This is a genomic window from Paracoccus broussonetiae (assembly GCF_031854425.1).
GTDB lineage: Bacteria > Pseudomonadota > Alphaproteobacteria > Rhodobacterales > Rhodobacteraceae > Paracoccus > Paracoccus broussonetiae.
This window is the reverse complement of the sequence record NZ_JAVRQI010000014.1, coordinates 111134-124231: the sequence shown is the minus strand read 5'-3', so window position 1 is coordinate 124231 and position 13098 is coordinate 111134. Positions and strand designations below refer to the sequence as shown.

Genomic DNA, 13098 nt, shown 5'->3' with positions numbered 1-13098 from the left:
CCCCGGCGGCCCCGAGTCCTATATACTTCGTAAGCATCGACAGGACGTGCCGCATGACGACCGAAAATCTTAAGGAAGGCGACCCGCTGATCGCCGCTTCCACAACAGAACATCCGCTTTACGACAGCGTGGTCGAGGCCTGCAAGACGGTTTACGACCCGGAAATTCCGGTCAATATCTTTGACCTGGGGCTGATCTATACCATCGACATCAATGCCGAGAACGTGGTCCGCATCATCATGACGCTGACCGCACCGGGCTGCCCCGTCGCGGGCGAGATGCCCGGCTGGGTTGCCGACGCGGTCGAACCGTTGCCGGGGGTCAAGCAGGTCGACGTCGAAATGACGTTTCAACCGCAATGGGGTATGGACATGATGTCCGATGAAGCCCGGCTGGAGCTTGGCTTCATTTGACGGCGCGTGAGGACATGCTGGCCGGCCGTCCCTACGAGCCCGGCGACGGTGAACTGGTCGCCTTGCGCAAGACCGCCCAGGGTTTGATGCGCGACTACAACGCCACGATAGTCGGCGACAAGACCCGCGCCCGGACCTTGACGCAGCTTCTGGGAACCTGGAACGGCACGGTCATCCGCGTCCCCTTTCAGGTCGATTACGGCAGGCACATCCATTTCGGCCCCGATTGCTTCGTCAATTATGGCTGCGTCTTCTTGGATGTGTGCGAGATCCGCATCGGCGCGCGCTGCCAGATCGGGCCGCATGTGAAGTTCCTGACCCCGGATCATCCGCGCGATGCGGCAAGCCGCGCCAAGGGTATCGAATATGGCCGCCCGATCTTGGTCGGGGACGACGTCTGGATCGGCGGTGGGGCGATCATCTTGCCGGGCGTGACCATCGGGGATGGCGCGATCGTCGGGGCAGGCTCCGTCGTGACACGCGATGTCCCGGCTGGGGCGACCGTCGCGGGAAACCCCGCGCGCCAGATTTCGGCCGATTAACGCAAGACCTGCTCGGCGCCCCCACGAATGCAGTGAAGGGCGCCCTGCATCACCGGCAGGTCGGCGATCCGCTCCATTGCCGTGCCCATCGCTAGCTGCCGGATCATCCGCAGGGTGATCCCGTGGGTCACGATGACGGATGGCCCCGACAACTCGCTGAGGAAGTCCAGAACCCGCGCCTTCAACGCGGCGAAATCCTCGCCCCCCGGTGATCGGTCGTACCAGGCCAGGGGATGACCGTGAAAGATCGCGGGATGCGCAGCGCGCAGATCAGCTTCGCGTTCGCCGGTAAAATTCCCGACATCAATTTCAAGCAGGCGTTCGTCCTTGCGGAAGTCGCGCCCCGCCAGCGCGATATGGGCCGTCTGCAAGGCGCGTCCGGCAGTGCTGGAAAAGCAGGCGAGGTCATTAGGCAGATCCGCGACCATCTCGGCCTGCCGCCGCGCCTGCGCGATCCCCAATGCAGTCAGGGGCGAATCGAGCCGGCCCTGCAGGCGGCTTTGGACATTCCATTCGGTCTGTCCGTGCCGCAGCAGGTACAGGTCGGGCCAGACGCTCAGGGCCATTTGGCCAGCGGTGGCAGGCTCATCAGCACGGCCTCGGGGTCATGGCCGGTCGCAAGGCCGAATTTCGTGCCCCGGTCATAGACGAGATTATATTCTGCATAGAGGCCCCGATGGATAAGCTGCGCGTCCCGCGCCTTGGCGTCCCATGGCTGGGCCATGCGCCGTTCCGCCAGCGGCAGAAAGGCAGGAAGGAACGCCTCGCCCACCGCACGGGTAAAGGCGAAATCCGCGGCCCAGTCGCCGCTGTTCAGGTCGTCATAGAAGATGCCGCCGACGCCGCGCGCGCGACCGCGATGCGGAATGAAGAAATACTCGTCCGCCCAAGCCTTGAAACGGGCATAGTAATCGCAGTCGTGCGGCGCGCAGGCCAGACGCAAGGTGTCGTGGAAATGTGCTGTGTCTTCAGCATATTCAAGGCAAGGGTTCAGGTCGGTTCCACCTCCGAACCACCATGCGCCGGGGGTCCAGAACATGCGCGTGTTCATGTGGACCGCAGGCGCATGCGGGTTCTGCATATGCGCGACAAGGCTGATGCCCGAGGCCCAGAAGCGCGGGTCGCGGTCGATCCCCGGCACCCCGCGATCGGCCATGGCAGCCCGCGCCGCAGGGGCAAGGGTGCCATGAACGGCCGACCAGTTCACGCCGACCTTCTCGAAAACCCGGCCGCCCCGCATCACGGACATCAGCCCACCACCGCCATCCTCGCCGCGGCGGGTCTCTCGCACGTCAAAGCGCCCCGCGGGCGCGTCGCCGGGGCCCGCATCCTCCAACGTCTCGAAAGCGGCGACGATGCGGTCGCGCAATTCCCTGAACCACGCCGCTGCCTGTCCACGCTCTGCCTGCATTTCCATGCGCCGTTCCCCTGCATTCGTGAATTGCCGGAAATCGCCTCCGGCCATATGCTTGCAATGAACAACTAGAGATACCGCCGATGCCCCGCAATATCGCGCTTGGCCTTTTGCCCGTCCTGATTGTCGCAGCCTGCGGAACCCCGCAGGAACGCTGCATCGGGCGCAATACCGGCGAGTATCGGGCCGTTTCAAGCCTGCTGGCCGAGGTCGAGGGCAACCTGGCCCGCGGCTATGCCTGGGAAGAGCGGCAGACGGTGCGCACCGAATGGGATCAGTGCGCCTATCGCTACGCCGCAGACGGTGCGTGGATGGTCGGGTATCGCCCCTGCCTTCGCGACGTGGTCGATACCGAACGCTATCGTGTGCCGATCGATCCGGCTGCGGAAACGCGCAAGCGGGACAACCTGCAGGCGCGAAAGCAGGCACTGACGCCCTCGGCCCGGCAAGCGGTCGAGGCTTGCAAGGCTGCCTATCCCGAAACCAAGTAGCCCTAGAAGACACCCGGCGCGAAGGGATCACCCAGACTGCGCCCGCCATCGACGCGAATGATCTGCCCGGTGATGAAAGCCGCGCCCTCGCTTGCCAGGAACTGCACGGTGTCGCCCAGCTCGTCCGGTCCGGCGATGCGCCCCAATGGGGTCGCGGCGACAAGCTGGTCGCGCAGGTTCGGATCCTCGCGCAGGTTCATCTGGACATGGTTCGACAGGATCGAGCCGAATGCCACCCCGTTCACCCGGATCCGCTTTGGTGCAAGCGCCATTGCCAGCGAACGCGTGGCCTGGGCCTGCGCCGCGCTGGCGATGGAATAGGCCAGCATCTGCGGCTGCGGACGGTCCGCGGCAAGCGAGGCGATGTTGACGATGGCGCCGTTCTGCAGCGCGTCTTCCTGCCCATCCTCGTCCGCTTGCGTCACCATCCGCTTCGCGACCATCTGCGACAGCTTCAGCCCCGAGATCATGTTCTCGCGCATCATGTCGCCCAGCAGTTCGTCACTTACCGTCAGGGGATCGCAGGCCTGCACGGCCCGATGGGCGTTCACCAGAATGTCAATGCGGTCAAAGGCGTCGATCGTGGCCGAAACCAGGTTCGCCAACGTCAGCTTTTGTCCCAGATCACCGGCGAAGGACCGGATCGGGCCGTCGCCTTGCGCGCTGTCGCCCAGTTCAGCATCCAGCGCGGATTCGTCGCTGTCCGCAAACATGACCCTGGCGCCCGCCTTTTCGAAATGGCGCGCGATCGCAAGCCCGATGCCGCGCCCGGCCCCGGTAACGATGGCCGTCTTGCCCTGAATGGACAGGCTCATCTTCTGCGTCCTCTCGGAATGGATCCCCGCGCGCCCGCGCGCTTCGCACCGGTCGCGGTCAGGATCTTGAAGCGACTGTCACCGCCCAGTTCTGCCACGTCGCCAAAGACTTCGCGCAAGGTCTGCTCATAGGGAAGATGGCGGTTCGCCACCATCCACAGCCGCCCGGCACCTGTCAGCAGAGAAGCTGCCGCGCGGATGAAACCGGCGCCCAGCTTGGGGTCGGCCGCCCGACCTTCGTGGAAGGGCGGGTTCATGACTACGCCGTTCACGGGCTCGGACAGGCGGAAGTCCAGCGCGTTCGCCCAGTGGAAATGCGCGCGGGGATCGGAGACGTTGCGGCGCGCGCAGTCCAGCGCGACGGCATCGGCTTCGACCAGATGCAGGACCTCGACCCCCGGCCGGGTCAGAACCTGGGCTGAAAGCCAGCCCCAACCCGCGCCCAGATCAACCATCCGGGTCGGCAGTTTTTCCGGCAGATGGGCGGCCAGCGCCTGCGAAGCCGGGTCCGGCCCATCGGCAGAAAAGACGCCCGGCCGGGTAACAAAGCCCGGAGCGGCCTCGTGGTCCCGGGCGGCCCAGTCCTCGGGCAGCCAGCCGGGTGCGGGCAGTTCCATCCGGAATATCTTGCCATGCGCGCGCGACTGGACCTCGTCCACCGGCGCAAGGCCGCGCAATTCCTTCAGCACGGAATCGATCCCGTCGGTCTTTTGGCCGTCGATCCACAGCGAAGCTCCGGGCGGCAGATGCTCTGCGGCCGTCGCGATCCGGGCCCGCGCCTCGGCGCGCGCGCGGGGCAGAAAGACGATACCGGCGTCGAAATCGCCCTCGGCCTCGGTCACGGACTGAAAGCCCTGAACCTTCAGCGCGGCCACGTCGGGGAACATGCGCTGAACGATCTGCGTGCGCGCGGGATCAAAATGGACCAGGTCGCTGTCCGCGCCTGCTCCGATCAACAAAATGCGGCCTTCGGGCGGTGTCCCGCCGAAAACCAGCTCCAATCGGGAACTAGCCACTTGCTACTCTTTTTCCATGGTGCATTGCAGCGGATGCTGCTGGCGACGCGCAAGTTCCATCACTTGCGCGACCTTCGTTTCCGCAATCTCGTGCGAGAACACGCCAACGACCGCGATGCCCTTGCGGTGCACGGTCAGCATGATCTCGATGGATTGCGCGCGGGTCATGTTGAACAGGCGCTCCAGCACGTGAACGACGAACTCCATCGGCGTGAAGTCGTCGTTGAGCAGCAGCACCTTGTACATGGGCGGCCGCTTGGTGCGCGGCTTTGTCTTGACCGCGAGATCGACATCCTCGCGGTCATCTGGCCGGTTGGTCATGAGCGGATCTGTCACGTCCTGCAATGGGATGGGTTGATGTCAGGCATCGAATATAGGATTTTTCGCGCCCGATGTAAGCCCCGCATCGCGACGCTCGCGCGGGGCGTGGCAAAGCCCCGCCTTTGCTCGCCGAATGGAAGAAAACTTACGGTTTTCGAAACCGGCTTTGCGTGATATTGTCCAATTATTAATGAAGGGTCCGCACCTTGAACGGACCCTCAGTGGCAGAAGAGACCGGGACAGTGAGCAGAATCACCCAAAACGTCCGCCTCGGACTAATGATCCTATTTGCGTGGGCGCTGCCGATGGCTGTCGCCGCGGCGCCTTTTGCCGCTTTCGTCATGGATGCGCGAACGGGCAAGGAAATCTATTCCCAGAACGCCGACACCAGGCTTCACCCCGCATCGCTGACGAAGATGATGACGCTTTACCTGGCGTTCAACGCCATTGAGCGTGGTCAGGTGCGGCTGGACAGCAAGTTCCTGGTATCAAGCCACGCGGCCTCGCAGCCGCCGTCGCGCCTGGGGCTGAAAGCAGGTCAAAGGATCGAGCTGCGCTATCTGATCCGCGCCGCGGCGGTGAAATCGGCGAACGACGCCGCCACCACCATCGGCGAGGGGCTGGGCGGTTCGGAACAGCAATTCGCGGCCCAGATGAACGCAATGGCAAAGGCGCTGGGAATGCGGAACACGCATTTCGTGAACGCGAACGGGCTGACCACCGAAGGGCACTATTCCACCGCCCGCGACCTGTCCACGCTGGGCCGCCGCCTGTTCTATGATTTCCCGCAATATTACTCGATCTTCTCGCGCCGCTCGGCGGATGCGGGGATTGCGAAAGTGTCCAGCACCAACAAGAGGTTCCTGGACAGCTATGAGGGCGCGGACGGGATCAAGACCGGCTACACCCGGGCCGCAGGCTTCAACCTGACGGCTTCGGCCAAGCGGGGCTCCAAGCGTATCATCGCGACCGTGATGGGCGGCAACTCGACCGCGCATCGCAACCAGGTCATGGCGCAGCTTCTGGATGCGGGCTTCGGCAGCGCGTCAAGCACGGCGCGCGAGGCACGCCCCGCACCGCCCGAGATGCTGATGGTCAAGAAAGAGGTAACGCGGCGCGTTCAGGTCGCGCGTGTCGAGCCGGCCGCGCCAGTTCCTGCGGCTGCCAATTCGGCCGCTGTCCCGCAACTCTCTTCGTCTGACAGGCCAGCGGCGCGCGCTTCGACAGCGGGAATCGTGACCCCGGCGGCAATTGCGGCGGCGGTGTCCCGCGCCCGTGAAGCCTCGGCCTCGGACGGGTCACGGCCACATCGCAAGCCGGGTGCGCCGGTCGCCACGGCCTCGACCAAGGGTGATCAGGACATGGTCGCCACTTCGCCGCGCCCCAGCAGCCGCCCCGAAGGGGATGCGCCCACCGACGCCGCCCTGCCCGCGCAAAGGCCGGTTCCGGCGCCGCGCCGCGATGAAAGGGCCAGTCTGGATGCACCCAAGGCCGCTTCGCTTTTCGTCCTGAGCGCGGTCGCCCCTGCGGCCGCGACCGAAGACGACGCGGCGGACGTGGCCGCCCCGACGATGGCGCTGACCGCCTCTGCCGCCCCTGCCCCGCGGGGCGACGCAATCATCCTTGCCTCGCTGGATCCCGTTGACACCACGGATGACGAACCCGCACAGGTCATCAGCCGCGATACATCTGGCAAGGGCTTTGGCGTGACGCTTGGGCTTTTCCGCTCGCAAGCTGAGGCGCAACAGCTTCTGGTACGTGCCGCCTTGCAGGAGAGCCATGCCCTGGGCAACGCGTCCAGCGAAGTCACGACCACCAAGCGCGGATATGAGGCGAACTTCGTCGGCATGTCGCGTGACATGGCCGAACTGGCCTGCGGTCGACTGATGGCTCGCCAGCAAAGCTGCAACGTCATCCCGCGCTGAGGTTTCGGAAATTTCAGGATTGGGCCGCCGGTGATCCGCGCGGCCCTTTTTCATGCCAGCACGCTGCTCTGGTCTGCCCGGTCTTGCGCCATCTGTTGCAACCCAGCCCGGCCCTTTCGCGTTGATGAAACGGATGCAGGGGTCGGAACGACAAGGCGATTTATAGAAGCGGGCCGAAGAGTTACACTTTGACATGCATCAATCCGGGCCAAGGCCCGGCGCGCTAAGATCGGATCGGGGGTGGCCCATCCAGACCGGGCGAACCACCTCTGCCACAGGCAACCGCGGATCGCGGCGAAAGGAGAGGTTCATGGCATATAAATCCATCCTGACCGTGCTGACCGATGAACGGCAGCACAAGCAACTCGAATCGGCCATCGCCATGACCAGACGCGAGGAGGGGCATCTGGATGTCTTCTGTCTTGGCGTCGACCACACCCAAAGCGGGTATTACTATGCCGGGGCCTCAGCCTATGTCTTCCAGGAATCGATCGACAAGGCCATCGCCGCCGCGGGCGAGCTTGAGGACAAGATCCGCGATCGCCTGAAGGCCGAGGATATTCGCTGGGGTGTGGAATCCGCCGTGGCTCAGATCGGTGGATTGTCGACATTGGTCGGGATGCGCGCGCGCTATGCCGACCTGGTGGTGCTGAGCCGTCCCTATTGCGAGGGCGCGACCCAGGACGCCGAGGCGATCACCGAAGCTGCGCTGTTCGAAGGCTCGGCCCCTGTCCTGATCGTGCCCGAAACACTGACCGAGCCCTTCGGCAAGAAAGTCCTGATCGCCTGGAACCAGTCAAGCGAAGCGCTGGTGGCGGTCCGTCGCGCCCTGCCGCTGCTGCAAGCCGCGGAATCGGTCGAGATCACGGTGGTCGATCCTTCTCCGCACGGGCCCGAGCGGTCCGAACCGGGCGCCGCCCTTTGCAAGATGCTGACCCGCCACGGGGTCAAGGCCGAAATCGCGGTCCTCGCCCGAACATTGCCCTTGGTCAGCGAGATCCTCAGCCGCCGCGCGACCGAGATCGGGGCTGACATGGTCGTGATGGGCGCCTATGGGCATTCGCGCTTCCGCCAGGCGATTCTGGGCGGCGCGACCCGCAGCATGCTGGAAAAGGCCAAGGTGCCGGTGCTGATGGCGCGCTAGGCCGCCGCACTTTCCGCGACGAGGGCGGCAAAGGACGGGACGGTCACGCGCCGCTTCCCGTCCAGCACGATCACCTTGTCAGCCTTCAGCGCAGCCAGTTGTCGGCTGACGGTTTCCAGGGTCAGGCCCAAATGGTCTGCGATCGCCTCCCGGGTCATGGGCAATTCGATCGCGATGCGATCCGTGGGAATCTGACCGATCATCGCCGATTCGCGCCGGGCCAACAGCACCAGAAGCGAGGCGATCCTTTCGCGCGCGGATTTGCGCCCCAGAAGCAGCATCCAGTCCCGCGCCACGTCCAATTCGTCCAGCGTCATCTCCAACAGGCGGTTGGCAAGGGCAGGCATCTTGGTCAGAAGCTGTTCGAACTGCGGACGGCGGAAACAACACAATGTCATGTCCGTCGCAGCAACAACCGTATAGGGGGCAATCGCCCGGCCGGGCCGCCCAAGGAAGTCGCCCGTCAGCAGCAATCCGACCATCTGGCGGCGGCCATCCTCAAGCTCGCGGCCAAGTTCCGCGACGCCCGAAACGACCGAGGCGACGAAATCCATTTCCTCTCCAGCCCAGACAACCACCTGCCCGGCAGTAAAACTGCGCCGGAACTTCAGGCCTTCCAGCACGACAAGTTGGTCAGGCGGGGATCCCGCGCAAACCGCGTGCGGGCGAATAGGACAGGTATCGCAGGCTTGCTGCGAATGGGGCGCTACGTTCAGGGCCATTTTTGATCTGGATCAAGGAAATTGGGGAAGTCCCCTGCAAGATAGGAAGATGGAACAGCAATCGCAACTCGAACGCATGGGACTCTTTGACGCGCGGGTCCCGCGCTACACGAGCTATCCGACCGCCGTGCAATTCTCGCCCAAGGTGGACGAGTCGCGTTATCGCGAGTGGCTCGCCGAAATTCCCGAAGGCGCGTCCATCTCGCTTTACCTGCATGTCCCGTTTTGCCGCAGGCTGTGCTGGTTCTGCGCCTGCCGGACGCAGGGCACCCAGTCCGAGGATCCTGTGCGTGCCTATGCCGAGGATCTGCTGGCAGAACTGGCGCTGCTGCGCGATGCCCTGCCCCGCGGGATCCGCCTTTCCCGGCTGCATTGGGGGGGCGGAACCCCGACGCTGATGCCGGCCGATACCATGCGCCGCGTCGCGGATGCGGTCCTGACCGCATTTCCGCTGGATCAGGGCGCCGAATTTTCGGTCGAGATCGATCCGAACGAGATAGACGAATCGCGGATGCAGGCCTTGGCGCAGGCCGGACTGACCCGCGCCTCGATCGGGGTGCAGGACTTCGACCCGCAGATCCAGAAGGTCATCGGCCGCGATCAAAGCTTTGCGGTCACGCGTCGCGCCATTGACATGATCCGCGCCACAGACATCGACAGCGTCAATGCCGATATCCTGTTCGGACTGCCGCATCAGGACCAGACCCGGATCGCGAACACGGTGAACCGGCTGCTGGAGCTTTCCCCCGACCGGATCGCGCTTTACGGCTATGCCCATGTGCCGTGGATGGCCAAGCGTCAAGTGATGATCCCGACCGAATCCCTGCCCGACCCGCACGAACGCCTGCACCTGTTCGAGGTCGCGCGCGAGATTCTGCTATCGCAGGGCTATGACGAAATAGGTATCGACCATTTTGCCCGACCCGGCGACGGGCTTGCCCGCGCGCAGCGTGCGGGGCACCTTCGGCGGAACTTCCAGGGCTATACGGACGACGGCGGCGAAATCCTGATCGGTATGGGTGCCTCGGCAATCTCGCGCCTGCCCCAAGGTTATGCGCAAAACGCGCCCGCGACCCCGGCCTATGTTTCGGCAATCCGCGACAGTCGTTTTTCGATCTCACGCGGTCACGAATTTTCGGCCGAGGACAAGTGGCGCGCCCGGATGATCGAGGCGCTGATGTGCGATTTCGCCATTTCGTCCGAAGAATTCGCGACCGGCCACGGCCTTGGACCCGAGACACTGGCCGCGCTGTTCGGCGAAGTCTCGCACCGCTTCGGCGACCTTGTCAGCACGGATGAAGGCGGCTTGCGCATTCTTCCAGAAGGACGCCCCCTGACCCGCATGGTCGCACAGATGTTCGATGCCTACGCCATGTCACCCGCAGGGCATTCCACCGCGATCTGACCGTTGACGGAGCCCGCTTAGGCACCGTCGCTTATGCGCGGGCCCCCGCCTTCGGCGAAGGGCGCCCGCCCGCATTTCAGTGGGCCTCGGCCCAGTTCGCGCCCTGTCCGGCATCCACCACCAGTGGCACGTCCAGCCGGATGGCAGGCTCGGCCGCCGATTCCATGACCTGCCGCGCGGCGTCGATCAGGGCATCGACCGCAGTTTCCTCGACCTCGAAGACCAGTTCGTCATGAACCTGCAGCAGCATCTTTGCGGGCAGGTCGCGAATGGCCTCTGGCATCCGGATCATGGCGCGGCGGATGATGTCGGCCGCAGCGCCCTGAATCGGCGCGTTGATCGCAGCGCGGCGCGCTCCTCCGGCGGCGGGGCCGTTCTGGTTGATGCCCGGCGTGTTGATGCGCCGCCCGAACAGGGTGCGAACATAGCCGTCCTGCTTCGCCTCGGCCACGGTGCGGTCCATATAGGCCCGGATTTCGGGGAAACGCTCGAAATAGGTGTCGATGAAGCTTTGCGCCTCGGCCCGGGGGATGCGCAGGTTGCGCGCCAAACCGAAGCCCGAAATGCCATAGATCACGCCAAAGTTGATGGCCTTTGCACGGCGGCGGATCATCGGGTCCATGCCTTCGACCGCGACGCCGAACATCTGGCTGGCGGTCATGGCGTGAATGTCGATCCCGTCGTGGAACGCCTGCTTCAACGCGGGAATGCTGGCCACATGGGCAAGGATGCGGAGTTCAATCTGGCTGTAGTCGAGGCTGACGATCCGCATTCCCGGCCCCGCGACAAAGGCTTCGCGGATGCGCCGACCTTCATCCGTGCGGACGGGGATATTCTGAAGGTTCGGATCGGTCGAGGCAAGACGCCCGGTCTGTGCCCCCGCGATGGAATACGAGGTGTGGACGCGGCCGGTGTCCGGGTTCACATGCAGCGGCAGGGCGTCCGTATAGGTCGATTTCAGCTTCGAGATCGCGCGCCAGTCCAGCACCCGCGCGGGCAGGTCATTGCCCTCGGCCGCAAGATCCTCAAGGACCTCCGCGCTGGTCGAATAGGCACCTGTCTTGCCTTGCTTACCCCCGGCAAGGCCCATGCGGTCAAACAGGATCTCGCCCAGTTGCTTCGGGCTTCCGATGTTGAAGCGCCCGCCGGCCAGGCCGTGAATTTCGTCCTCAAGCTGGGCCATCTTCTGCGCAAAGGCGGCGGACATGCGCCGAAGGTGGTCGGCGTCGATGCGGATACCGGTGGTCTCCATACCGGCCAGCACGCCGACCATTGGCCGTTCGAGCAGTTCGTAGGCGGTCGCAACCTTGCTGCGCGACAGTTCAGGGCGCAGGCGATGCCACAACCGCCAGGTCACCTCGGCATCCTCGGCGGCATATTCACTGGCCTTGTCGACCGGCACCTGCGCGAAGCCGATCTGCGACTTGCCGCTGCCGATCAGGTCCTTGATGGGAATGCATTTATGGCCCAGGTAACGCTCGGCCAGTTCATCCATGCCGTGGTTGTGGGTTCCGGCGTTCAGCGCATAGGACATCAGCATGGTGTCGTCGATCGGCGCCATGTGAACACCCAGCCGGGCCAGGATCTTGTAGTCGTACTTGATGTTCTGGCCGATCTTCAGGACGGCGTCGTCCTCCAGCACGGGCTTCAGCAAAGCCAACGCGCGTTCGAGCGGCATCTGTCCCTCGGCCAGAACCGGACCGCCGAACAGGTCGCCCGCCATGCCTTCGCTGACATGCGCCAGCGGGATATAGGCGGCACGGCCCGGACCAGTAGAAAGCGAGATCCCGACAAGGTCGGCGCGCATCTCGTCAAGCCCGGTGGTTTCCGTGTCGATGGCGAGTACGCCCTTTTCGGCGATCTCGGCCACCCAGGCGATCAAAGCCGCCTCGTCCCGGATGGTTTCGTAGCGGCTGCGGTCGATGGGTGGCAGTTCCGCCACCGCAGCGGCAAGGACCGGCTGGTCCGATACCACCGGCGCCTCAGCCCCGAAGCGCTCGGCCACGCGGGTGGTCAAGGTCCGGAACTCCATCCGGGTCAGGAATTCCAGCAACGCATCGGGATCGGGGGCGCGCATCGTCAGGCTGTCCAGCCCGAAATCCAGATCCATCCGGCAATCAAGTTCGACCAACCGCTTCGAAATGCGGATCAGATCGGCATTGTCGATCAGGGTCTGGCGGCGCTTGGGTTGCTTGATTTCCCCCGCACGCGCCAAAAGCGTCTCAAGATCACCAAACTCCTCGATCAGTTGGGCGGCGGTCTTGATCCCGATCCCCGGAGCGCCCGGCACGTTATCGACGGAATCCCCGGCCAGGGCCTGAACATCGATCACCCGATCCGGCGCGACGCCGAACTTCTCGCGGACCTCGTCGGGCCCGATTGGCTTGTTCTTGATCGGGTCCATCATCTCGACCCCGTTGCCGACAAGCTGCATCAGATCCTTGTCCGAGCTGATGATCGTCACCCGCCCGCCAGCATCGCGCGCCTGACAGGCCAGCGAAGCCATGATGTCATCAGCCTCGAATCCCTCGGTCTCGATGCAGGCGATATTGAAGGCGCGCGTCGCCTCTCGGGTCAGGGGGAACTGCGGGCGCAGGTCCTGGGGCGGCTCGGGCCGGTTGGCCTTGTAGAGCGGATAGATCTCGTTGCGGAAGGTTTTCGAGGAATGGTCGAACACCACCGCGACATGGGTCGGCTCATTGGGGCCCGAGCCGTCCTGGATGTATTTCCAGAGCATGTTGCAAAAGCCCGCCACCGCGCCGATGGGCAGCCCGTCGGAACGGCGGGTCAGCGGCGGCAGGGCATGATAGGCCCGGAAGATAAAGGCGGACCCATCGATCAGGTGCAGATGGTGGCCCTTGCCGAAAGTCTCAGTCATCTATGCCCCCGT

General features: G+C 64.4%; 13 protein-coding genes. 6 read left to right on the top strand and 7 right to left on the bottom strand.

Annotated elements, in window-relative coordinates; genetic code table 11:
- Positions 1–53: 53 nt before the first annotated feature.
- On the top strand, positions 54–413 hold the full coding sequence (locus RM190_RS17770; RefSeq protein ID WP_311760805.1) for an SUF system Fe-S cluster assembly protein: 360 nt from the start codon (positions 54–56) through the stop codon (positions 411–413).
- Positions 414–427: 14 nt separating this feature from the next.
- A complete protein-coding gene (locus RM190_RS17765) occupies positions 428–955 on the top strand; it encodes a sugar O-acetyltransferase (protein WP_311760804.1) in 528 nt (175 codons plus the stop codon).
- Here RM190_RS17765 and RM190_RS17760 read toward each other — a convergent pair.
- Positions 952–1521, bottom strand: a complete 570-nt coding sequence (locus RM190_RS17760; RefSeq protein WP_311760803.1) for a histidine phosphatase family protein — start codon at positions 1519–1521, stop codon at positions 952–954. The genes RM190_RS17765 and RM190_RS17760 overlap by 4 nt on opposite strands.
- Positions 1512–2372 (bottom strand): oxygen-dependent coproporphyrinogen oxidase, encoded by an 861-nt coding sequence (gene hemF / locus RM190_RS17755; protein ID WP_311760802.1) that lies wholly within the window; start codon positions 2370–2372, stop codon positions 1512–1514. Before hemF ends, RM190_RS17760 begins: the two co-directional genes overlap by 10 nt.
- Positions 2373–2452: 80 nt before the next feature.
- Between hemF and RM190_RS17750 the strand changes: the two genes are divergently transcribed.
- Positions 2453–2860, top strand: a complete 408-nt coding sequence (locus tag RM190_RS17750) for a hypothetical protein (RefSeq protein ID WP_311760801.1) — start codon at positions 2453–2455, stop codon at positions 2858–2860.
- 2 nt (positions 2861–2862) lie between these two features.
- On the opposite strand, the gene RM190_RS17745 is transcribed toward RM190_RS17750, so the two are convergent.
- Genes RM190_RS17745 through clpS form a run of 3 tightly spaced genes read right to left on the bottom strand, consistent with a single transcriptional unit; the run spans position 2863 to position 5012 of the window.
- Entirely contained in the window at positions 2863–3675 is an 813-nt protein-coding gene (locus RM190_RS17745; protein WP_311760800.1) for an SDR family NAD(P)-dependent oxidoreductase, read from the bottom strand.
- Entirely contained in the window at positions 3672–4691 is a 1020-nt protein-coding gene (locus RM190_RS17740) for a methyltransferase (protein ID WP_311760799.1), read from the bottom strand. Before RM190_RS17740 ends, RM190_RS17745 begins: the two co-directional genes overlap by 4 nt.
- Positions 4692–4694: 3 nt before the next feature.
- Positions 4695–5012, bottom strand: coding sequence for an ATP-dependent Clp protease adapter ClpS (clpS, locus tag RM190_RS17735; RefSeq protein ID WP_311760853.1), 318 nt, complete (start codon positions 5010–5012; stop codon positions 4695–4697).
- 278 nt (positions 5013–5290) lie between these two features.
- Between clpS and RM190_RS17730 the strand changes: the two genes are divergently transcribed.
- Both RM190_RS17730 and RM190_RS17725 read left to right on the top strand, forming a co-directional pair.
- A complete protein-coding gene (locus RM190_RS17730) occupies positions 5291–6937 on the top strand; it encodes a serine hydrolase (protein ID WP_311760798.1) in 1647 nt (548 codons plus the stop codon).
- Between the two features lie 310 nt (positions 6938–7247).
- Positions 7248–8081: a universal stress protein gene (locus RM190_RS17725; RefSeq protein WP_311760797.1), complete on the top strand. Its 834-nt coding sequence runs from the start codon at positions 7248–7250 to the stop codon at positions 8079–8081.
- Here the strand turns inward: RM190_RS17725 and fnrL are convergent.
- Positions 8078–8803, bottom strand: coding sequence for a transcriptional regulator FnrL (fnrL, locus tag RM190_RS17720; protein WP_311760796.1), 726 nt, complete (start codon positions 8801–8803; stop codon positions 8078–8080). The two genes, RM190_RS17725 and fnrL, sit on opposite strands and share 4 nt — an antisense overlap.
- 49 nt (positions 8804–8852) lie before the next feature.
- Here fnrL and hemN point away from each other — a divergent pair, with 49 nt between their 5' ends.
- Positions 8853–10208: an oxygen-independent coproporphyrinogen III oxidase gene (gene hemN, locus RM190_RS17715; RefSeq protein WP_311760795.1), complete on the top strand. Its 1356-nt coding sequence runs from the start codon at positions 8853–8855 to the stop codon at positions 10206–10208.
- Between the two features lie 76 nt (positions 10209–10284).
- Here the strand turns inward: hemN and polA are convergent, their stop codons facing one another.
- Positions 10285–13086 (bottom strand): DNA polymerase I, encoded by a 2802-nt coding sequence (polA, locus tag RM190_RS17710; protein WP_311760794.1) that lies wholly within the window; start codon positions 13084–13086, stop codon positions 10285–10287.
- Positions 13087–13098: the final 12 nt, after the last annotated feature.